At 36.1% G+C, this 22,318-nt stretch carries 17 protein-coding genes and 1 other RNA gene; 11 read left to right on the top strand and 7 right to left on the bottom strand.

Annotation, left to right across the window (positions count from 1 at the left end; all coding sequences use genetic code 11):
• Positions 1-91 precede the first annotated feature (91 nt).
• Complete coding sequence (locus tag IEV85_RS07450) at positions 92-4,939, top strand: DNA repair ATPase (RefSeq protein WP_188461823.1); 4,848 nt, start codon at positions 92-94, stop codon at positions 4,937-4,939.
• Positions 4,940-5,391: 452 nt separating this feature from the next.
• On the opposite strand, the gene IEV85_RS07445 is transcribed toward IEV85_RS07450, so the two are convergent.
• The 6 genes from IEV85_RS07445 to tsaD all read right to left on the bottom strand — a co-directional run bounded on the left by IEV85_RS07445 (position 5,392) and on the right by tsaD (position 9,376).
• Positions 5,392-5,583 carry a hypothetical protein gene (locus IEV85_RS07445; RefSeq protein WP_188461821.1) on the bottom strand — a complete coding sequence of 64 codons (192 nt, stop codon included), beginning with the start codon at positions 5,581-5,583 and terminating at the stop codon, positions 5,392-5,394.
• 195 nt (positions 5,584-5,778) lie between these two features.
• Entirely contained in the window at positions 5,779-6,312 is a 534-nt protein-coding gene (locus IEV85_RS07440; RefSeq protein WP_188461819.1) for an HNH endonuclease, read from the bottom strand.
• 162 nt (positions 6,313-6,474) lie between these two features.
• Positions 6,475-7,266 (bottom strand): C40 family peptidase, encoded by a 792-nt coding sequence (locus tag IEV85_RS07435; protein ID WP_188461817.1) that lies wholly within the window; start codon positions 7,264-7,266, stop codon positions 6,475-6,477.
• 107 nt (positions 7,267-7,373) lie between these two features.
• Positions 7,374-7,838, bottom strand: a complete 465-nt coding sequence (smpB, locus tag IEV85_RS07430; protein WP_188461815.1) for an SsrA-binding protein SmpB — start codon at positions 7,836-7,838, stop codon at positions 7,374-7,376.
• A gap of 120 nt (positions 7,839-7,958) precedes the next feature.
• Complete coding sequence (locus tag IEV85_RS07425) at positions 7,959-8,357, bottom strand: thioesterase family protein (protein ID WP_188461810.1); 399 nt, start codon at positions 8,355-8,357, stop codon at positions 7,959-7,961.
• 8 nt (positions 8,358-8,365) lie between these two features.
• Entirely contained in the window at positions 8,366-9,376 is a 1,011-nt protein-coding gene (gene tsaD / locus IEV85_RS07420) for a tRNA (adenosine(37)-N6)-threonylcarbamoyltransferase complex transferase subunit TsaD (protein WP_188461807.1), read from the bottom strand.
• 3 nt (positions 9,377-9,379) lie between these two features.
• Here tsaD and IEV85_RS07415 point away from each other — a divergent pair, with 3 nt between their 5' ends.
• From IEV85_RS07415 to IEV85_RS07385, 7 genes are all read left to right on the top strand, one after another.
• Positions 9,380-13,990, top strand: coding sequence for a translocation/assembly module TamB domain-containing protein (locus IEV85_RS07415; protein ID WP_188461804.1), 4,611 nt, complete (start codon positions 9,380-9,382; stop codon positions 13,988-13,990).
• A 63-nt stretch (positions 13,991-14,053) separates the two neighbouring features.
• On the top strand, positions 14,054-15,349 hold the full coding sequence (locus IEV85_RS07410) for a cryptochrome/photolyase family protein (protein ID WP_188461802.1): 1,296 nt from the start codon (positions 14,054-14,056) through the stop codon (positions 15,347-15,349).
• 190 nt (positions 15,350-15,539) lie between these two features.
• Complete coding sequence (locus tag IEV85_RS07405; protein ID WP_188461800.1) at positions 15,540-16,421, top strand: DUF2279 domain-containing protein; 882 nt, start codon at positions 15,540-15,542, stop codon at positions 16,419-16,421.
• A gap of 84 nt (positions 16,422-16,505) precedes the next feature.
• Positions 16,506-17,495 carry a Smr/MutS family protein gene (locus IEV85_RS07400; RefSeq protein ID WP_188461798.1) on the top strand — a complete coding sequence of 330 codons (990 nt, stop codon included), beginning with the start codon at positions 16,506-16,508 and terminating at the stop codon, positions 17,493-17,495.
• Between the two features lie 147 nt (positions 17,496-17,642).
• Entirely contained in the window at positions 17,643-18,041 is a 399-nt protein-coding gene (locus tag IEV85_RS07395; RefSeq protein ID WP_188461791.1) for a hypothetical protein, read from the top strand.
• A gap of 109 nt (positions 18,042-18,150) precedes the next feature.
• Positions 18,151-18,579: RNase P RNA component class A (gene rnpB / locus IEV85_RS07390), an RNA gene on the top strand.
• Between the two features lie 15 nt (positions 18,580-18,594).
• On the top strand, positions 18,595-19,749 hold the full coding sequence (locus IEV85_RS07385; RefSeq protein ID WP_188461789.1) for a sigma-54-dependent transcriptional regulator: 1,155 nt from the start codon (positions 18,595-18,597) through the stop codon (positions 19,747-19,749).
• 13 nt (positions 19,750-19,762) lie between these two features.
• On the opposite strand, the gene IEV85_RS25050 is transcribed toward IEV85_RS07385, so the two are convergent.
• The gene (locus tag IEV85_RS25050) at positions 19,763-19,888 is read right to left on the bottom strand and encodes a putative periplasmic lipoprotein (RefSeq protein ID WP_262892137.1); all 126 of its coding nucleotides are present in this window, start codon (positions 19,886-19,888) and stop codon (positions 19,763-19,765) included.
• Between the two features lie 487 nt (positions 19,889-20,375).
• Here IEV85_RS25050 and IEV85_RS07380 point away from each other — a divergent pair, with 487 nt between their 5' ends.
• The 3 genes from IEV85_RS07380 to IEV85_RS07370 are packed head-to-tail and all read left to right on the top strand — an operon-like array spanning position 20,376 to position 22,108.
• Positions 20,376-20,795, top strand: a complete 420-nt coding sequence (locus IEV85_RS07380) for a Fur family transcriptional regulator (protein WP_188461787.1) — start codon at positions 20,376-20,378, stop codon at positions 20,793-20,795.
• Between the two features lie 56 nt (positions 20,796-20,851).
• Entirely contained in the window at positions 20,852-21,214 is a 363-nt protein-coding gene (locus IEV85_RS07375) for a DUF3703 domain-containing protein (protein ID WP_188461785.1), read from the top strand.
• Positions 21,215-21,220: 6 nt separating this feature from the next.
• Positions 21,221-22,108, top strand: a complete 888-nt coding sequence (locus tag IEV85_RS07370; protein ID WP_188461783.1) for a cation diffusion facilitator family transporter — start codon at positions 21,221-21,223, stop codon at positions 22,106-22,108.
• Positions 22,109-22,318 lie beyond the last annotated feature (210 nt).

Genomic DNA, 22,318 nt, shown 5'->3' with positions numbered 1-22,318 from the left:
ATTAATCCGTAGACGTCTTTTACTAAACTGTTGATTTCCAAAACTGACCAGGGCTAAACACAAAGGTGTTCTCAAACACACTACTCTTACTATGGATAATTCTATTGAAAAAGGAACATACGAAATCATTCAAGGTCGCTTACAGGAACAAAAAGAAAGCTTGCTGGATAGGCTAAAGAAGCTAAATGAAGAACGTCAGCAAATATTTGGTGCGGTAGAATTTAAACTTTTATCCAATGTTCGTATTAAGACAGAACATAATTGCCTTGCCAGAGATATTATATCAATCGGCAGCATCTGTCTCTTTGGTTATAATGTCAGGTTAGGCCTGAAAACCGCACTAGAAATCAATGATGTATTCAGTGTATTTCAATTCAGGAATAATGAGTTTCATCCTCTTTCATTAGATATTATTCAGGATGCTACTTTCTCTGATGAGCTACAAAACCTTTATAAATTCTATAGAAATACACGGTTTTCGAGATTCTATAAAAGTGGCACCTTCCTGTATATGGTATTTCAGCTTTCTGATAGCCCGACTGATATAAAAGCTTACAAATGGCTGATTGAAGATGAAAAGCTAACCTATGTTGATTCCAGAAGTGCCGCTGAAGTGAAATTTCCAGAGCAACATGAGTTTCAATGGAAGAAGGCTACGCGCGATATGCAAAGAACTGGAAAGAACCCACATATTTCCATAGCCGATAAGGTTTTTGTAGAAACAGTAAACGGCACCTTAACCATAAAGATAGAAGACAATACCGAAGATGGGCAAGGTATTTATAGTGAAGAGGTAGAGCAAAGAGACCAATCCCTTGATGATGCAAGCTTCTTTTACTGCGATCTGGGCAATCTGGTATTACTAAAAATAAGACCGTACCTGGAAGATGACAGGTATTTTATTTTCAACAACAGAGTAAAAAAAGTGGTGAGGGTTGATACTTTGAAAGATGCAGGAATTTTACTTCCTGATGATCAGGGGATTATACTTTCAAATGGTTATTATCTTCAAACAGGTGAAAACAAAATATTTGACAGAAGAATTGAGGGTGTTAAGTTTTTGCGAAAAATCCAGTCCCCTAACGGGGAAGATTATCTCTTTGTATTCTATGAAGAAAAAAATCATGACTTTGTTATTCTCTCATACAACGTAATAGAGCAAACTGTAAAAACGCCAATTTTCTGTAATGGATATACACTTTTTGCTGAAGGGGAAATGTGTTATTTCAATACCGAAAAAGAACCGGGCAAAACCCACCTCATACAAATTTGGCAAACACCCTACACTAAAGAGCTGATTCCTAATGATGCCTTTAAAGACCATGAGCTTTACAAAATTGGTAACCGGCAAATAGTGAATGCAATGGCGGAAATCCAGGAACTGGTTGTACTTTTAAGTAAAGAGGATAGCTACAACGGGCTCTATGAAGACATTGAGAAAAGAAGCCAGGGAATACTGGATGGTTATTTCTGGTTAAAAAATGATTCACCTAATGGGCTGCACCAGCCTATTAAAGAAGTAAAGGAAATTGCCGTCTCTGCAATAGACGAGTTTGAAAAAGTAGTAGAAATACGAAATAAAACAAATGCCACACTTGCCGAAACCAGTAAGAAGGTAGAGAAAATACTTTTCAGCACTAAGAGCGCAAATTTTGACACCCTGGAGCAGTATATCTCACTTTTGTCACAAATGAGAAGTATTAGAGGAGAAATAATAGGGCTCAAAACACTTAGGTACATTGATCTGGAAAAGGTGGAATCGCTGGAAGAACAAATTGCCTCAAGAGCGGATGACTTAGCCAGCGCTTGCGTTCAATTTCTTTTAAAAGATAATGCACTTGAGTATTACCAAAGTCAGATGGCCTTGCTGGAAGAGTCAGTCTCCAAACTTACCAAAGTAATAGATGCAAGAGCATTGGAAAAAGACTTTGATCAACTTTCCATCCAGTTAGAGCTGTTAATAGATATTGTTAATAACCTGAAAGTAGAAGACACCTCCCACTCTACCCAGATAATTGAAAATATTTCATTAATCTTTGCCCAGCTTAATCAACAAAGAATTGCTTTAAGTAATAAACGAAAAAGCATTGGTGAAAAGGAAGCGAAGGCTGATTTTCAAGCGCAAATGACGCTTTTCGAGCAATCCATTGTAAACTACCTTGAATTGGCCACCTCTCCGGAGAAATGTGACGACTTTCTCACAAAGTTATACATACAACTGGAAGAACTTGAAGGCAGATTCGTAGATTATGATGATTTTATTGAGCTAATTGGGGAGAAAAGAGAAAGTATTTATGCTGCTTTTGAAGCTAAAAAGAATAACCTTGCAGAATCGAGAAATAAAAGAGCTGGATCACTATTTGCCTCAGCGGAAAGAATGTTGAAGGGAATTAAGTCCAGAGCAGCAAGTTTTAGCAACGAAACTGAAATTAATGGCTACTTTGCTTCGGATTTGATGATCGAAAAAGTAAGAAGTGTAGCAGAACAACTCGAAAAAATTGGTGACTCGGCTAAGTCTGAAGATCTTGCTAATCAGGTACAGGTTTTAAAACAAGAAACGCTTCGTGCTCTAAAAGATAAGAAAGAACTTTTTGAGGAAGGCAACAATATTATTAAACTGGGAGCACATCGATTTGCTGTAAACAGCCAGAAGCTTGACCTGACTCTTATAATAAAAGACAAGAAGTACTTCTATCACTTAACAGGTACCTCTTATTATGAACCTATTGATGCTACAACGCTTTACGATTTAAAAGATGTTTGGGAACAAGAATTACCTTCTGAAAATAAGGAAGTAAAAAGAGCTGAATATTTAGCCTGGCAACTGTTTAAATCATTAAACAGTACGCAAAAACTCACTGACCTAAGCTTGAAAGAGAAAATTAACGAATACACAGCAGCCAATTATGGTGAAGGTTACGTAAAAGGTGTGCATGACCATGACGCCCTTCTGATCTTAAAAAATTTACTTCAGAAGCACAGCGACTTAGGCCTTTTAAGGTTTTCTCCTGATACACGAATTTTAGCTCAATTGTTCTGGCATTTTACAAGCGAGGAGAAAAAAGCGTATTTTAAAAAACAGTTTGTTTTAGTAAACCTACTAAAACAGGCATTTCCCGACACTAAAGAACATGCACATTTAATTGAAAAGCTGACCGAAGCTATTCAGTATTTTGCTACGGAGCATCAATTTTTTGAACATACAAATGTAAAAGAAGCTGCAATATATTTATCGGAAGAACAGGTAACTGATGGCTTTGTAATTGATAAAGTAGCATTTGATATTCTAAAAGCTTTTCAAAAAGAGTTAAAGTCGAAAAATGCAGACCTGGGCTTTCAGAATGCACAGCAGGAATTGAAAGCTCATATAGCAGAATATTGGCACTTATGCAGGCAATGGGTAATAACATTTTTGGATTCAACGGGTAAAAGTGTTCCTGAATCTACTATAGACGAAGTAGCCGGTTTTATCATGACTGATGCAAGTGATGCTAAATACGTTCAATCGGTATCAGCTCAGGAGAAAATAGAAGGGCTCAAATCTATCACACATTCATCAGAAGAAGGGAAAGAAAGCTACTACCTTCTGGATTATCATGAATTCTGTGCACGTTTAAATCACTTTGTCAGCTACATAAAACCTCGCTATTTACAATTGCAGGAACTAAAACATCACCTTATTGAGGTAAAAAGACGTTCACTAAGACTACATGAATTTCAGACACAGGTGCTTACATCTTTTGTAAGGAACAAATTGATCAACCAGGTCTATTTTCCACTTATTGGTTCCAACTTCGCAAAGCAGATAGGGGCTTATGGCAATGATAAGCGCACCGACAGATCAGGCATGTTATTACTTATTTCCCCTCCCGGTTATGGTAAAACTACGTTAATGGAATATGTGGCTGATAGGTTAGGCTTGATCTTTATGAAAATAAATGGCCCATCGATAGGCCATGAGATAACCTCTGTTGACCCTGGAGAAGCAAAAAATGCAGCCACTAAACAAGAGTTACAAAAGTTAAACCTTGCTTTTGAGATGAGTGACAATGTAATGCTTTACCTGGATGACATCCAGCATTGTAACCCTGAGTTTTTACAAAAATTCATCTCTCTTGCAGATGGGCAACGAAAAATAGAGGGGGTTTTTAATGGAGAAGCTAAAACTTATGACTTCAGAGGTAAAAGATTCTGTGTGGTGATGGCAGGAAACCCCTACACTGAAAGTGGTGATAAATTCCAGATTCCGGATATGCTTTCCAATAGAGCAGATATTTACAATTTAGGTGACACAGCAAGCAACAAAGCTGATTTATTTAGACTAAGCTTGATAGAGAATGGGTTAACCTCTAATGATTATCTCAAATCCATCACTCAGTATGGTATGGAAAACCTATACAAGTTGGTCAGTTATATTGATAATAATGAGCAATCACTACCTGCTTTAGAAGGAAATCTATCTCCTCAGGAAATACAGGACTGCATTAAAGTACTGCAGAAAATTATGCATGTCAGGGATGTAGTACTTAAAGTAAATGGTGAATATATCCGTTCTGCTGCCATGAGCGATGACTACAGAACAGAGCCACCTTTTAAGCTTCAAGGATCCTACAGGGATATGAATAAATTGATGAGTCAGGTAGTTCCCATCATGAAAGAGAAAGAGGTACTTCAATTATTGCTGGATCATTATCAAAATGAATCACAGACACTCACCTCGGACGCTGAGGCTAACCTCTTAAAATTAGCAGAACTCATGGATAATTTAGATGAAGAAAAAGCCAGGCGTTGGAGTACAATAAAAGAGACTTTTACAAAGAATAACAAAATCAAAGGTTTAGGAGATTCTGATAGGATGTCACAAATCATAGGTCAGATGACTTTATTTGTTGAGGGGCTGGAAAATATTGAGAAAGCTTTAAGCAAACGAAAAAACTGATATTATTGGTTATTCAGGCAGGTGGTATATTATCGCAGGCCTGATTAAACACAAGTTTTACTTTGGAGTTTCCCAAGGAGAGATGAAGTCAATTAAAAGTACTTCTGTTTGTGGCTCTCCGGGGGTTGGATTTTCTTATATCTTTTAACATTTCACCTCCTCGATAAAATTTATTAAGTGATATAAAAACCAATTATTCCTGCCAGTAAATGATAGAAATTCATATGAATTTGACCGAGGAAGTAAAGCAACTCTATAATAGTCGCTAAAAAGAACCACATTATCCCTTATCCCAACTCACCAACTGTCTTGCCATTTTTCTCCTTAGTTTCATGACCCATAGCAAACACCTAGTTAAAAACTAACGTGATCTGCCTCTTCCCAAAATTGAAGCGACCACTATGATTATTAAAAGAACTCCAAACACCCAACCTAATGCCATACCTGCTTCTTTACATAATTCCTACTTCATCATTAGTTTGTAAGGAATCATCTTCTTCCTCCATCATTTCACCTTCGCTGGGATCCATCTGATGCTCATCTTCCATCATTTCGGTTTTATCGGCATCCTGCACTTCATCATTTTCTTCATTCCTGTTTTCAGCTGAATTACAAGCAGAAAAACCCACAAAAAGAAGAAGCATATAAAAGATTTGAATAATTTTAGTGTACAATTTAAACATGTTATTGCGTAGTATAATTAAGCTGTTTTGAGTAATTCTATTTCTTTAATTTACCCTTACGCAGCATTAAAATCATAGTTTAATTAAGAATGATAAAATAAGCATAGCCACAATCAGTACTCAAGAAGTGAAGTAAATTACTAATTAGGATTCTTACTAACCCTCTTTTAACACAGGCATTGATTTTGTTTTAAGAAATGGCAGCCAGCCATCACTAATGGTACCCGAAAAATCCCTGATAAACATCACATAACTAGGTTTAAAAGGCATTCGCATGAGTTTCATTCCGCTCTCCTCAGGTTTGGCATCTCCTTTTCGGGCATTACACTTTTTGCATGCTGTAACCAAATTATTCCAGGATGACTTTCCGCCTTTGGACCGAGGAATAAGATGATCTAAAGTGAGGTCTTTACTAACACCACAATACTGGCATGTATGGGCATCTCTTTTAAATATATTCTGTCTGGTTAGCATTACACCTTTGTAAGGCATACTTACATAACTTATCAATCGGATCACAGAGGGAAAAGGATAAGCTTTATTGATACTTCTCAGTTTAAGCATTTCATCTGTTACAACTAACTCCGCTTTTTTGAGATACACCAACAAAAATGCTTTTTGTATATTGCATACAGTAATGGGTGAAAAATCTTGATTAAGAACCAGGGCGCGCTTATTACCTATTTTCATGTGTACCTACTTACTTTTGAGTGACAACTTAAAAACCGCTAAAGCCGCATGAAATTCTGGTACCCTTAATGACTAAAAATATTCTTTACCCTCAGATCTCTGCTATTGCTTATTATTTTTTGATAGTAACAACAGCATCTTTTTCTTTCCTCACCACTTATTTCATGCTAAAAACCGCTTTATATCTGTTAAATAATGTGTATACTGTTTTTGTTCGACATTGAATATACCATTTTCATCAATTAAATCCACCTTTACTTTGCCAGAAGCATGAATAATTGTCTGATTTTCAAGTAAAATGCCTACGTGAACTACTTTTTTATCTTCATTTCTGAAAAAAGCGAGGTCACCGGGACGTGATTCCGCTAAAGAAGCTACTCCTTTTCCCTGCGTTACCTGCTCTGCCGCATCCCTTAATAAATTATAGCCACAAATTTTAAATACCATTTGGGTAAACCCGGAGCAATCAATTCCAAATAGAGATTTTCCGCCCCACAGATACGGGGCATTTAAATACTTCATGGCAATTGCTCTGCAGTATTCAAAGTCTCTTCTGGCACTTAAGCTTTTTGCTTCTCCATTAAAACCTAAATGTTCTTCAATCTTAAATATTTCATTATTTGAAATAGGGATAATACTTCCGATTGTAACAGGCAATAAACTCTTCTGATACAATATAGAAGCGGTCAAATCCGTACATATTTTATAATCAGAATGGTTAATCTGCTCATAATATTCATTGGAAATAGCATGAAATTGTTTCACATCAATCCAGCCGATATATTTATCGAAACATATTTTGATGTTTACCCATTTTCCGTTAGCACTTTGCTCCAATACTTCGTAATGGTCTCCAAATAGTAACTGAGTTACCATTTCTGATGTATCAGAAGCAGCTTTTCTTACGGGTATAACACTTAATCGGCTAATTCCTTTCTGACCTGTTTCAATCATGTTCAATATTACAATTTGGTGTCCTTTTCTTTTTTATTAAAAGCACTTTCCTATTTAAGAAAAGCAATAAATAACCTATTTGTTTTCATTCAATAAAAGACATTCCATTACAATTTCATTCTTGATAATTCTCTCTTTATATCCTTATCTTTTATACTATCTCTCTTATCATGTATTTTCTTTCCTTTAGCAAGTGCAATTTCCAGTTTTGCCAGGCCTCTGCTGTTAAGGAAAAGTTTTGTAGGTACTAAGGTCAGGCCTTTCTCTTCCATTCGTTTCCTGATTTTTCCTATTTCCTGCTTTTTAAGGAGCAGTTTCCGCTCACGTTTCTCCTCATGATTATAATGAGTTCCCAATTCATACTGGCCTATGTGTAAGCCTCTCACATACACTTCCCCCCTGTGCACATAGCAATAGGACTCTTGCAAATTCACCTTATTCAAGCGGATAGCCTTAATTTCAGTTCCTTGCAGAACTATACCGGTAGTGTAAGTGTCAAGCCATTCATACTCAAATCGGGCTTTCTTATTCTTGACTAATATGGAAGTACTAAAATTTTTCTTATCGGTCATAAAAATTATATTCTAAAGGATAAAAATAGTCTATTTCTGAAAGTAGCATAAACTATTTCTACTGATCCTCAATTTAAACTTATAGTTAGTTTTTAAAAACTGAATTTTGTGTAAAATCAATTAATTACTTACAACATTATCAAAAATTTGTTTGATTTTTTCTTTAGGTAAAATGCGCTGACCTGTTTTACCTGTTGCAATTTGTCTGTCTTTTATTTTAACAATGTAGTTACAGATAATTTCCCCCTTCTCAATAGCTTCAAAATAGCCTTCTATTATTACCTGTTCTCCAATTAATGCAGGTGATTGATGCTGTATGGTAAGCATAGTACCAATTCCCTCTTCATTTTCCTCAAGCATGTCTAAAACAAAAAGCCTGGTACACCATTCTATCTCTCTTGCCAGGGTAAATGTAGCACACACCTGATGCACTGCTTGCTTTTCAAATTTTGCTATATCTTCAGCCTTAACAATGAAAGAATGAACCTTTTTGTCTCCACTACTAAAAATTTTCTTCATACATTTATCTAAACCGAAAATTTCATCCGGGGTTGCGGGGAGGCATCCATCCCCAAAAAATCTTGTTGCAAGTATTTGTAGTGCGCAGTCATGGCAATCATCCCGGCATTATCAGTGCAATATTCAAACTTAGGAATATACACCTGCCAATCAAGTTGCTCTCCTTCTTCCTGCAGCATTTTTCTTAGGTAAGAGTTGGCAGAAACTCCTCCTGCAATGGCTATTTGTTTAATACCTGTGTGCTTAGAGGCTTTCTTTAATTTTTGGAGTAAAGTAGTAATCAATCTATGTTGCACGCTGGCGCATATGTCATTCAGGTGATCTTTCACAAAGCTTTCATCCTTCTTCGTTTCTCTTTGAAGAAAATAAAGAACAGCAGTTTTAATTCCACTGAAAGAATAATTAAATCCCTGCATTTCAGTTTCAGGAAATTGAAATGCGTGCGGATTTCCTTCTTTAGCATAACGATCAATCATTGGCCCACCGGGATAAGGAAGCCCTATAATCTTAGCTATTTTGTCGAAGGCCTCTCCTACTGCATCATCCTGCGTCTCCCCTAATATTTCCATCTCCAGATAATCCTTTACTTTTACTATTTGCGTATGCCCACCGCTTACAGTAAGGCATAAAAAAGGAAATTTTGGTTTCGGTTCTTCAATAAAGTGAGCTAAAATATGCGCCTGCATATGGTTTACGCCAATTAATGGTATTTTTAAAGCTGAGGCCAAGGATTTTGCAAAACTACTGCCCACCAATAAAGCACCTAATAATCCAGGTCCTTGCGTAAAAGCCACTGCATTTAGCTGCTTCTTACCTATATTTGCAGAGGAAAGCGCTTGATCGATCACGGGAACGATATGTTGCTGATGAGCCCGCGAAGCAAGCTCAGGAACTACTCCCCCATATTTCTCGTGAACAGATTGTGTAGCAATAATATTATTAAGTACTTTCCCGTTTTGAATGACAGCAGCAGAGGTTTCATCGCAAGATGACTCAATAGCTAAAATAGTTAAGTCCATAGATTGAAGAAGGAAGAAAATTTAACGCAAGGTATTAAAAAAGGTATTGCAAAAGTAATTTTGTGGCTATTCCTTATCTTGTTTTTTGTACTCAGCTTTATTGTGTTGGCCATGCAATCTTCCTATGTGCAAACAAGGGTTGCAAAAATGGGAAGTAATTACCTGAGTGAAGAATTGGGTTATGAAATTACGATAGACCGTATAAATATTGAATGGTTCGATCAAATTAAAATCAGCCAACTTGATATTAAAAATAAAGATAAAGCCCAGTTTATCAGTATTAATGAACTCTTAGTCAATTATGACATCAAGCAGTTGATTACCGCTCAAAGCATCCTTTTTGATGATGTAACACTCTCAGGTGCACGGGTAATGTTAATTAAAGATAAGGGAGATGATTATTTTAACATCGACTACCTGATTGAAGCAATACGGGAACTTACCACCAGTTCATCTTCCTCAGGCAGTCAGCCAAAGAACCTGCTTATTCAGCATATAGTGCTTGAAGATGTAAAGCTTGGAATTATCAATAATGACCAGGATAGCATTCCGGAAGGTTTTAATTACAATCAGTTTATTTTAAATGACTTGAACGGAAATGTTTATGATTTTTCCAGCAGAAGAGATACTATCCAGATGCGGGTAGAAGAACTAAGTGCTGTAGATTCTGCCTCAGGTTTATTTCTGAAAAATATCAAGACTCAATTCGAAATTTCTCAAAGTAAGTTAGCCCTCACCGAATTAAAATTAGAAATCAATGAAAGCATTATCCAAGACTCTATAGTTTTTACCTATAATGGGATGCCTAACCTTTCCTACTTTGTTGATTCAGTTAACGTGGTAGCAGATTTAAAAAACACAACCCTTTATGCCAGGGATTTAGCTTATTTTGCTCCTTATTTGAACCGCTATAATGAAAAAGTAGTAATCAGTACCAACTTTAAAGGTAAAGTGAAAAATTTTACCGCCCGAAATCTGGATCTTACTTTCGGGGAAAGAAGCAGTTTAAGTGGAAGGTTGGAAATGGATGGCTTACCGGAAATTTCTGAATCATTTATCAATTTTAATCTGAATAATGCTACAATTGCACCGGAAGATATTAGGCAATACATCAATGACACTCTTGCGGTTAGTAAAGTGCGAACCATTGGCACCATTGACTTCTCAGGAAACTTTATAGGCTTTACCAATGACTTTGTAGCAAATGGTGTTTTTAACACTCAGCTTGGCCGGGTAGAATCAGATGTTAACCTTAAAATTAATGATGACGCTACGCAAACTGAATACAGCGGTAGCATTTCCACTTATAATTTCAATTTAGGAGCCCTATTGGAAAATGATACACTGGTTCAAAAAATTCAAATGACTGGTGATGTTAACGGTAAGGGATTAACATTGGAATCAGCAAACCTCAAGCTAAAAGCAAATATTAATCTTCTGGGAATTAATGGTTATCAATACCAGAATATTAAAACAAATGCGCAGTATGGAAAGGAGTTTTTTAACGGAGAGATAACAATAAATGATCCTGTTCTTAAATTGGGAATGACAGGTTCAATAGACCTGAGAAATAATAAAAATATCATCAATGTTTTGGCTGATCTGGATACGGTTAATCTTAAAACATTAAATATTACTGATGATGATTTAATCATTAAAGCCTCTGGCACACTTGATGGTCGTGGAATTAAATTAGATAGTATAGAGGGGCAGGCGTTTCTTCGGAACGTTTATGCAAAGTATGGCGGAAATGTTTTCACGCTTGACACTTTGAACATCAACACCAATAAACAAAATGACTATCGCCAACTATTTATTGATTCCGATATACTCACAGGTTCAGTAAATGGCCCTTATTTATTCAGCCAGCTGCAAAAAGACATTAGCACGATGGTGAAAGAATTTCAGATGAATATAAGAAATGATGCCGAGGAGCTCGAAAAATATTACTCAAACTTAGATTCTGATAAACAATATGAAAAGTATCAGGTGCTTTATGATCTGAATCTGAAAAAAATCAATCCGCTGATAAAGTTATTCCTTCCTGAACTCTATATAAAGCCCAACACCAACATAATAGGAAGTTTTACCAACGGACAAACCAGTATCTTTAACTTAACCTCTAAAATTGACTCCTTAAATTATAACAACTCGTCATTTAAAAATAATGAAGTAGACCTTACTTTTTCCAAAGATCACAAAGATAAAAATGTGCTGGGAATGGGGTATGTCTATTCCCGTTCGCAGCAATTTGGAGAAAACCTCTCAACAGAAAACATTGAAGCTGAGTTGGTTTGGAAGGGAAACACTATTAATTTCAGTGGCTATTTACAACAACCTCAATTTGAAAACAATTTAGATTTAGCCGGCAACATTCGGTTTCTTACTGACACTACAACTATTGAAATCACTCAATCACGAATTGAGGCACTTAACAATACCTGGCAGTTTAAAGATGATAACCTGGCTACTTTAACAGATGGAAAATACCTGTTTCAGAATTTTGGAATTTATACCGAAAATCAAAGCATTATTTTGAATGGTGAACTTTCAAGTGATTCTACTAAAGCCCTCAACATAAAAATAGATAGTTTTAATATAGAGAATGTGAATAGCATGCTGGTGGATAGAGACTATGGAGGTTTTATAAACGGATCAGTTCGCATTCAAAGCTATCAGGATAAGTTCCTGATCAATAGTGACGTAAATGTAAAAGACTTTTACATCGATGAATTTCTGATCGGAAATATTAGTGGGGTAACAGAATGGAAGGCGGTGGAACGTTTAATGCAAATGGATTTTGTGGTAAATAGAAATGGCAAAGAAATTGTACTCATTCAAGGTACCTATTCGCCAGGTGTAGAACAAAACTCCCTCAACCTCAATGCTTCACTAAAAGAGGCCAATCTTATTATAGCTGAACCTTTTATTAATACTATTTTCTCTGATATAAGAGGCAGGGTCAATGGAAACTTTCAAATTACCGGAAATCTGAACTATCCTGTAATAAATGGAACAGGAACAGTTGCCGATGGTGCTTTAAGGGTTAACTATCTTAATACCCTCTATAAATTCTCAGGAAACGTAAGTTTTAACCAGGATAAGATAGCTTTAGAAAATATAGCCTTACTGGATGAGCAAGGAAACAATGCCTATTTATCTGGTGATTTACTGCATGATGGATTTACTGACCTATCTCTCAATTTGAGAGGCCAAATGAATAATTTTAAGGTGCTAAATACTACTGTAAATGACAATGAACTATTTTATGGCGATGCATTTGCTACAGGAAGCGTAAGTTTTATTGGTCCTACTCAAAATTTAACCATAGAGGCCAATGCGCGTACTGAAAAAGGCACTAAGCTCTTTATTCCTGTACAAAGTACTTCCAGCGTGGAGCAGGAAGACTTCATTCATTTCATTAATGTGTCAGACACTGCCAATAAAAAAACAAATACTTTCCAAAAAGTAGAAGCTGTTAATGTTACTGGTATTAATCTTAACCTGGATATTGAAATTACTCCTGAAGCTTATGCTGAAATCATTTTCGATATAAAATCCGGAGATATTATCAGAGGAAGAGGTAATGGTGATGTAAGCTTAAATATTGACACCAATGGTTCTTTCACGATGTTAGGGGATTTCACTCTGACTGAAGGAGGTTATAATTTCACACTTTATAATATCATTAACAAAGAGTTTAAAATTCAGCCGGGAAGTAAAATAACCTGGGAAGGCGACCCTTATGGTGGAATTTTAGATATTGATGCCATTTACGAACAAAATGTATCCCTGCTCCCTATTATAGATACTGTTTACAGCAGTGCTCCTGAACTCAAGAGAAGGTATCCTGCCCAGGTAATGCTGGAACTGAAAGGGGATTTGTTAAAGCCTCAGGTAGATTTCGACATTGGTATTACAGGTTATCCTGATAATATTACTAATGAAAGCGGACAACCTTTATCATTAGGAACAGAGATGGCAGCCTTTAAGGCTGAACTGGCATCCGATGAGCAGGAATTAAAACGTCAGGTGTTTAGTTTATTGATCTTGAGAAGGCTTTCTCCACGCGCTTCATTTGCAGTAAGTGGATCAGTCGGTAATTCAGTGAGTGAATTCCTTTCTAACCAGTTAAGCTATTGGGTGACACAAATTGATGAAAACCTTGAAATTGATGTAGATTTTGGCTCATTTGATGAGGAACAGTTTAATACATTTCAGTTAAGATTATCCTATAGTTTTCTGGATGGCAGATTAAGAGTAACTCGAGATGGTGGTTTCACTCAAGGAGCCACCGATGATGTTAACCAGGAGATTTTAGGAATTCTGGGCGACTGGTCTGTGGAATATTTGCTATCTGAAGATGGCAAATTAAGGGTAAAAATCTATAACCGAACCAACTTTAGCACATTAGACAGGCTCAACAATACTGCTTCAACCAGCACAGGGGTCAGTTTGCTGCATGTAACCAGTTTTAATAAGCTTCGGGAAATATTTGAGAGAAATAAGCAGAAAGAAGAACCTAAAGATGAAAGCCAACCGGAAGAAGAGAAAGATGAGCCTGTAAAGCCTAATTCTGAAGCAGTTGTAAGAGAGGAAGATGAAAATTCCTGATATTTACAAACTATCACCCCCCTCAGCGGTTAACTATCATAGTTAATTTTTAAAACTTTTATTGTGGACAAAATCACTCTATTCTGGTTCCGAAGAGACCTAAGACTTTTTGATAATACAGGCTTGCACTATGCTCAGAATGAAGGTAAGCCTGTGCTTCCCCTCTTTATTTTTGACACCAATATCTTGGATGACCTTCAGGATAAAAAAGATGCACGCGTACAATTTTTGCATGACACTTTAAGCGACATGCACGCTAAACTGAATAAGGTAGGGTCAGGCATGTTAGTAAAGCATGGAAAACCGGAAGAAATATTTGAGCAATTGATAAAAGATTACCCTGTAGAAAATGTATACACAAATAGAGATTATGAGCCCTACGCGAAAGAGCGCGATGAAAAAGTAGAGCAACTGCTTAAGAAAAATGAGATTGGCTTTTACGATTTTAAAGATCACGTAATTTTTGAAAAGGAAGAGGTGGTAAATGGATCTGATGAGCCCTATAAAGTTTTTACTCCTTACAAAAATAAATGGATGGAAAAATTACAATCAGGCCATACACATCCTTATTCAGTAAGCATGGGAAAAACAATATTTCATCAATTCAGTCCTGAGTTCCCCAGCTTAAAATCTATTGGATTTGAAAAAAGCGATGTGGAAATTCCTCAGAACAACTATCCTGAGAAAATAATTGAAAAGTATGATAAGATCAGGGATTACCCCGCAAAAAATGGCACAAGCAGGTTAGGTATTCACCTTCGTTTTGGCACTATCAGTATCAGACAGGCTGTAGAAAAAGCGAAAGCACTGAATGACACCTGGCTAAATGAACTGATCTGGAGAGATTTCTACAGTATGATTATGGGAAATTACCCACATGTAGTGGATACCGCTTTTAAATCAAAGTATGATGCTATTCCGTGGAGAAATGATAAAGAAGAGTTTAAAAAATGGTGTAAAGGGAAGACCGGTTACCCAATTGTTGATGCAGGCATGCGTGAACTCAACACCACGGGTTACATGCACAACAGGGTAAGAATGATAACCGCCAGTTTCCTTACTAAACACCTGTTGATAGATTGGCGATGGGGAGAAGCCTATTTTGCCGAAAAATTGCTTGATTATGAATTAGCATCAAATAATGGAGGCTGGCAATGGGCTGCCGGTACTGGTACCGATGCCCAGCCTTATTTCAGGATTTTTAACCCCTACAGCCAAACCGACAAGTTTGATAAAAATAAAGAGTACATTAAAAAATGGATTCCTGAACTCGGCACTGATAAATATCCTGAACCTATGGTAGAGCATAAATCCGCTCGTCAAAGAGCATTGGATACCTACAAAAAAGCACTGGACTGAAATAAGCAGATTTGCCATTTCATCTCTTATATTAGAATCTAAAATTTAAAATTAGATTACATATTGGCTAATCATTTATTACTGACTTTCAGTCACATATCATTGATTCTCGTGTAATTGACTAATAAGCTCTATTTAATTGCTCACCAAAAGATAAAATGCTAGCCGCAAATTTGCTTACTTTTGGACAATGAAACTCAGGGTATCCGGAAACTTATTTTTGCTTGTAGCTTTCTGCTCTTTCAGCTTATCATTATATGGTCAGGATAGTCTCAACAGAAGAATGCTGAAGAAGTTAATTCTGACGGAAACGGTGGTGTATACGGGCACTATGGTCGGGTTAGGCTTCATTTGGTATGGCAGTGGTGAGAGGCAGCCTTTCACTTTTTTTAATGATAATAATCAATGGCTTCAAATGGATAAAGCTGGTCATGCATTCACAGCTTACCATATAAGTAACACCAATGCTATTCTATTTCAGAAAGCAGGAGTTTCAAAGAAAAAGGCACTACTATGGAGCGGGATAGCCAGCACAAGCATGATGTTACCTATAGAAATTCTGGATGGCTTCTCAGCAGACTATGGAGCCTCATGGGGAGATTTTGTAGCGAATTCCATAGGTGCTTTTCTTCCATTTCAACAGCTAATTTGGGAGGAGAATTACATTCATCCTAAATTCTCATTTTCTCCCAGTTCCTATGCGGAATTAAGGCCAAATACTCTTGGTCACAACTTCTACGAACAATGGTTAAAAGACTATAATGGACAAACTTATTGGCTATCTGCTAACTTTAATTTATTAAGCAAAAAGAATGTATTTCCTGACTGGCTGGCCTTTTCCTTAGGCTATAGCGGTAAAGAAATGGTTTATGGTGATATTGAAACGAACAGCCTCAATGGTTACCATGCAAAAAGACAGATGTTTCTAAGTTTAGATGTGGACTTCAGTAAGATTGAAACGCAAAAAAAATGGCTTCAAACAATCTTTTATATAGCTAACCTTATAAAAATACCATTTCCTACGTTGGAATGGAGTGAAAACAAAGTAATTTTACATCCCGTTTATTTTTAAGCCAATCTTAAACTACCGTAAACATTCGGTATGGCTATAAACAATCAGAATAACTTATTAATTAAATTTTGAATTTGAAGAGATATGAAAGTAGGAGATCGCGTAAGATTTTTGCATGGTAAGGAAGAAGGAAAAATAACTCGAATGTTAGATAGATCCTTAGTGGAAGTAGAAATTGAAGACGGTTTTGCCATTCCTGTTCTTCAATCTGAATTAGTGATAATTTCAGCTGATGAAAGCACATCATTTGATCTGCCTGATCAGAAAAGTGTAGGTCAGAAAACAGCGAACATGCCTAAAAAGCCTAACGCACCAGAAGGAATTAAAGGCTATTTTGCTGCAATTATCCCTTTAAATGATCAGCTAAGCAGTATTTATCTTTTAAACCTTACGGATAATGACCTTTTGGTAATGGCTAATGAAATTAATTCCAGGAACGAAGAAAAAACGCTGATTGCTGAAAAATTATTTGGTCAAAGCTATCTGAAAATAACTGAAAGAAACTTTGACCACATCAATACCTGGCCACCACTTTCTATTACCATACTTGCTGAAACAGCTAAGTGGGCCATTCCCGGCAGACCTGAAAAAATCACTTTAAATATCAAACCCAAGCATTTTCAAAAAGAAATGCAACAAATTGCCCTTTTGAACAAAAAAGGATACTTAGTGCCACTAAGTCAGTCACAAAGTAGCCACATAACTCCTTTATCCTTAGATGCAGATAAACTCAAAAACAGCTTTTTTGAAGATAAAGAAGAAAAGTTAAATCATACAACAAAGGGAGGGGCTGCTGAAGCTGAAGTAGATTTACATATAGAAGCTATTGATCCTAATTATGAGAAATTGCCGAAAGATGAAATCCTGAGAATCCAACTTTCTACTTTTGAGAATAAATTAGATCAGGCAATAGTGGCTGGCTTAGAGGAAATAGTTTTCATCCATGGAGTAGGTAATGGAATTTTGAAGAATAATATTCATAAAATATTATCAGAAAGTACTGCTATCAAATTTTTTAAGGATGCCAAAAAAGAGAAATTTGGTTACGGTGCAACCCATGTAAAAATTAAATAAACGCTTAATTGGTTAGTTTATATCCAGGCCTGAAAATAGTATTATCTATAGCTTAATCTTTTTATTTCATCGAATTTTATTAGATTATTAATAAAAAAACTTTAATTTAATAATCTAATCAACTTTTTAACCTAAAACTAAGGAGCTATGGACTTTAACACATTTATGGAAAATTACGCCAATGAAATTGGCGGGCAGTACCAGGAATATGACACTAATAAATCAGTGGTTATTTTTCCACTTGGCAGCAACAGGTATCAGGCTGTATTAGGTACTAAAAAAAATAGTGAAATCACTAATATGCCTAGCATAGAATTCACTTCCAAGGTATGTCCTTATACTCCCTCTATTAATTTAGAAAGCCTGGTGAGAGCTAATGCCACTTTTACTGCTACAAGGTTTGTACTGCTGGATGATTTTATCCGTGTTGAGGCAGCTACCTATTTAGCAAATGCCACAGAAAATGGATTAAAAAGTATTATTGAAGAAGTTGCTATTGTGGCAGATGCCTGGGAACATAAGCTAACAGGTCAGGATGTACATTAAAGCGTTAAGCTTTAACAATCCAATAGGCACCTTTATAAAAAAACACCACTTTTAAGGCTATCCCCAAAATTGGTTGTATTTTTGTTGGTATTTAAAAAATCATACTAAAATTGCAAGCTGTCTTATCGCCTCTGGTTTTCCAGGGGAGGAAAGTCCGGGCAACACAGAGCACCGTACCTGTGGAAACACAGGGTTCTGATTGGTAATGGATCGGAAACAGAAAGTGCCACAGAAAAAATGTAGCCTTAGTTGAGTAGTTCTGCTACTCTTCAGAGGTCATAGTGAAAAGGCGAGGTAAGAGCTCACCGTTTTTGGTAGTAATACCAGAATGCATGGTAAACCTTTCGGGTTGTAAGGCCACATACATTTTTGCCTCTCGTCCGAAGAAATTCTGGAAGAGAATAAGGGCTGCTCGTCCGAAATGTTGCTGTTCGACAACAACAGGTGAAAAGGGGTAGGCTGCGTTAGATAAATGATAGGAGTTCCGGTGGATTTATTCATTGGTTTACAGAACCCGGCTTATAGGCTTGCAATTTTATTTTAACTTTAACTTATGGCAAGAATACTTTTAATTGACGATGAAGTAAGTATCAGGCAAACGCTGAAGGAGATACTGGAATACGAAAAATATGAAATAGAAGAAGCCGCTAATGGTGCTGAAGGCTTAAAAAAGATTGAAAGCCAGCATTTTGACCTTGTGCTGTGTGATGTTAAAATGCCGAAAATGGATGGTTTGGAATTGCTCAATGCTGTTTATGATAAAGCCATTGATGTTCCATTCATCATGATTTCAGCACATGGTACTATTGATACCGCTGTGGAAGCTACTAAAAAAGGCGCCTTCGATTTTATCTCAAAACCACCAGATTTAAACCGCTTATTGGTTTCTGTCAGAAATGCTTTAGACAAGTCTACTTTAGTTGCAGAGACTAAAACACTCCGTAAAAAGGTTTCTAAAAAATACGAAATGATAGGCTCCTCCCCCGCCCTGGCTGATGTGAGAGAAACTGTTGCAAAAGTAGCTGCTACTGATGCACGTGTATTAATTACGGGCGAAAATGGTACAGGAAAAGAGCTTGTCGCAAGACAAATTCACGAGCAAAGTGAAAGAAACAAGGCTCCATTAGTGGAAGTAAACTGTGCTGCCATCCCATCAGAATTGATTGAAAGTGAGTTGTTTGGACATGAAAAAGGCTCCTTTACTTCCGCTATTAAGCAGAGGATTGGTAAATTTGAGCAAGCTACAGGCGGCACTTTATTTTTAGATGAGATTGGAGATATGCCACTTGCCGCTCAATCGAAAGTTTTGCGCGCATTGCAGGAAAGTAAAATAACACGCGTTGGAGGTGAAAAGGAAATTAAAGTAGATGTCCGCATTATTGCTGCTACTAATAAAAACCTGAAAGAAGCCATAGAGAAAAATGAGTTCAGGGAAGATTTATACCACAGAATAAGTGTCATCAAAATTCAGGTTCCTCCTTTAAAAGAAAGAAAAGAAGACATTCCTGAATTAGTAGAAAAATTTCTTGCAGATATAGCCGATGAGCAAGGAGCCAAGGTAAAAGAAATTGAAAAAGCGGCTTTAGAACAATTACAATCTTATCCTTGGAGCGGAAACATTAGGGAATTAAGAAATGTAGTTGAAAGACTGGTGATTTTAAGTGATGATAAAATCACCGTTAAAGATGTGAAGAAGTACACCGAATAAAGGTGTACTTTCTTTATATTTTATTTTCTACAGTGATGTCTTTGCTGTCTAAATCGTTGAAGGTATAAGTAGGACAAGTCTTTTGTGCGCATGCACCTAGAAACAAACCTGCCAAAACTATTAACACTAACTTTTTCATACTTTTCTTATTTGTGAACCTGTTATTCAAATATAGGGGCAATATTTAATTTTTAAAAAAAAATTGTAATTTAATATTAAAAAAATTGCTTTTAATGTGTAAGCTACGTGCTTGCCTAGTTAACAGAAATAGCTTCTTAACAATTCCCGGATTTTTTTAGAACTTTTATACTTAGCTGGCATTATTCTAATTATCACTACTCCCCTTAAACTAAAACTAGTAAGCCAAAAACATTTTACTAACCATTCTAACCACTCATATCTATCTGATTTTAAGATTTTTATTTTTAAAATCTTATTCAGTATAATTTAGAAACCGCTCTGAGAACCTGTAAGTTCAATTATTTGCATAAAATAAACATAGGATTTGTAAAGCAAAAGTTACTGCATCTGTGAAACAAAGTACACTACTTAACAGAATACTATGTAAGGGAATTAATTTATTATCGCCTCTTTATTATCTCTTTAGATATTCATAATTTGTAGGAATGACAAATGAAGCATTAGAACAAAGACTATTAAAACATCAGATTAAGCCTACAGCTATGCGAATGCTGGTTTTAAATCACTTAAATAAAACTTCAGCAGCTATAAGCTTAAAAGCACTATATGATGATTTTTATCCTGCTGACAGAATAACGCTGTACAGAACCTTGAAGATTTTTGAAGAGAAAGGTTTGGTACATAGCATTGATGATGGCTCAGGTGCTCCAAAATTTGCTCTTTGTGAAGCTGCTTGTGATGTTAAAGAACATAACGATTCACATATTCATTTCCATTGCGAAAAGTGCAATAAAACTTATTGTCTGCAAAAATTTGATATACCCGACATTCATCTACCCAAAAGGTTTATTCAAAAGGAAGTAAATCTCTTAGTAAATGGTATCTGCGACCAGTGCGCTGCTTAAAATGCAATACCATTGCAAGCCTTTGATGCTTACCTTTGAAGCAAATATAAAAGGCTATGAAATTTAACATATTTATACCACCTCATTTAAAATCACATTTCGAAAATGAACTCTCAAAAAGTGATGACGCCTGGTTAAAAGGTGATTTATCTGGCTCATGGAATCATCTCGAAAGAGCACATATACTAGGTCAGGCTTACCCCTCACAGCATACCTATGTGCATTGGCTAATGCTTTTGTTTGGGCTCAGGATTAAAAACTTTAAAGAAATAGTAGGGCAAATCCCGCGATTGCTGGTAGGCGGTGTAAAATCTTTTGTAGGCACTATTCCTGTGGGCAATACAGGCGGAGCGAATGTTCCTCCATTAAAACCGATGAAAATTCCAGCTGACTTAGCAGAAATGATGAAAAAGCAATAAACTAATATGTCTCATAATCACTCACACGACAATCAGTCAGGCAAAAACCTCAAGATAGCCTTTTTTCTTAACCTGGGTTTTACAATCCTTGAGATAATAGGTGGCTTTTATGTTAACAGTGTAGCCATTTTGTCCGATGCGGTACATGATCTGGGGGATAGCCTTTCATTAGGCACTTCATGGTATCTCCATCACAAATCAAAAAAAGGGGCTACCAAGAATTTCTCTTTCGGTTATACCAGGTTTTCACTATTAGGGGCACTTATTAATAGCCTGGTACTTATTCTGGGCTCAACTTATGTAATTTATGAAGCTATAGGAAGAATTTTAGAGCCGGAACATTCAGATGCGGAAGGCATGATCATTTTTGCTATCGTAGGAGTTTTAGTGAATGGTTTTGCCGCCTATAAGCTAAGTGGCGGAAAGTCAATGAATGAGAAAGTAGTATCCTGGCATTTACTTGAGGATGTTTTAGGATGGGTGGCCGTCTTGATTGTGGCTATTGTACTGAAATTCAAAGACATTCATTATCTGGATCCTGCACTTTCACTCTTAATAACCTTGTATGTATTGTACAACGTGATAAAAAGATTGAAAGAAACACTATTTATATTTTTACAGGGAGCTCCTAAGGATATAGATCTGGAAAAATTGAAAAGAGAAATTCTTCAAATTAAGAATATCGCTTCTATTCATCTTACACATATTTGGTCTTTAGAAGGAGAGAAACATGTATTTACAACTCATATAAAACTCAAGAATATCAGTCAATTTTCTGACTACCTCCAAGTAAAACAAGATGTAAAAAGGCTGCTTAAAAATTACAATTTTGAACATTATACTGTGGAGACTGAGTTAGACGTAGAGTCTTGTGATTTATTGAAAGAAGGGTGATTTAAAATCACTCCTCTTTCAATAAGCTACTCATGGAAAATGAAATTGAATTCAAAAACTAGATATACTGACCTTAATAAATGTTTCTTAAACTTTAAAACTAAGTATAAAGCTTTGAAAAAGAGAAATTTTACTAAATATTGAGGTTTCAATTACACTTTAAGGTAGTTTAAACAAAATTTTATTCTTTATCTTTTTGCTACTATATAA

It is taken from the genome of Marivirga lumbricoides, from assembly GCF_014636295.1.
Lineage (GTDB): Bacteria > Bacteroidota > Bacteroidia > Cytophagales > Cyclobacteriaceae > Marivirga > Marivirga lumbricoides.
Note: the sequence above shows the minus strand (reverse complement) of the source record. Positions and strands in the feature narration are given on the sequence as shown.

Coding starts and splice junctions, on each gene's coding strand:
- IEV85_RS07450 (WP_188461823.1), top strand. CDS start 92: ATGGATAATTCTATTGAAAAAGGAACATACGAAATCATTCAAGGTCGC.
- IEV85_RS07445 (WP_188461821.1), bottom strand. CDS start 5,583: ATGCTTCTTCTTTTTGTGGGTTTTTCTGCTTGTAATTCAGCTGAAAAC.
- IEV85_RS07440 (WP_188461819.1), bottom strand. CDS start 6,312: ATGAAAATAGGTAATAAGCGCGCCCTGGTTCTTAATCAAGATTTTTCA.
- IEV85_RS07435 (WP_188461817.1), bottom strand. CDS start 7,266: ATGATTGAAACAGGTCAGAAAGGAATTAGCCGATTAAGTGTTATACCC.
- smpB (WP_188461815.1), bottom strand. CDS start 7,838: ATGACCGATAAGAAAAATTTTAGTACTTCCATATTAGTCAAGAATAAG.
- IEV85_RS07425 (WP_188461810.1), bottom strand. CDS start 8,357: ATGAAGAAAATTTTTAGTAGTGGAGACAAAAAGGTTCATTCTTTCATT.
- tsaD (WP_188461807.1), bottom strand. CDS start 9,376: ATGGACTTAACTATTTTAGCTATTGAGTCATCTTGCGATGAAACCTCT.
- IEV85_RS07405 (WP_188461800.1), top strand. CDS start 15,540: ATGAAACTCAGGGTATCCGGAAACTTATTTTTGCTTGTAGCTTTCTGC.
- IEV85_RS07400 (WP_188461798.1), top strand. CDS start 16,506: ATGAAAGTAGGAGATCGCGTAAGATTTTTGCATGGTAAGGAAGAAGGA.
- IEV85_RS07395 (WP_188461791.1), top strand. CDS start 17,643: ATGGACTTTAACACATTTATGGAAAATTACGCCAATGAAATTGGCGGG.
- IEV85_RS07385 (WP_188461789.1), top strand. CDS start 18,595: ATGGCAAGAATACTTTTAATTGACGATGAAGTAAGTATCAGGCAAACG.
- IEV85_RS25050 (WP_262892137.1), bottom strand. CDS start 19,888: ATGAAAAAGTTAGTGTTAATAGTTTTGGCAGGTTTGTTTCTAGGTGCA.
- IEV85_RS07380 (WP_188461787.1), top strand. CDS start 20,376: ATGACAAATGAAGCATTAGAACAAAGACTATTAAAACATCAGATTAAG.
- IEV85_RS07375 (WP_188461785.1), top strand. CDS start 20,852: ATGAAATTTAACATATTTATACCACCTCATTTAAAATCACATTTCGAA.
- IEV85_RS07370 (WP_188461783.1), top strand. CDS start 21,221: ATGTCTCATAATCACTCACACGACAATCAGTCAGGCAAAAACCTCAAG.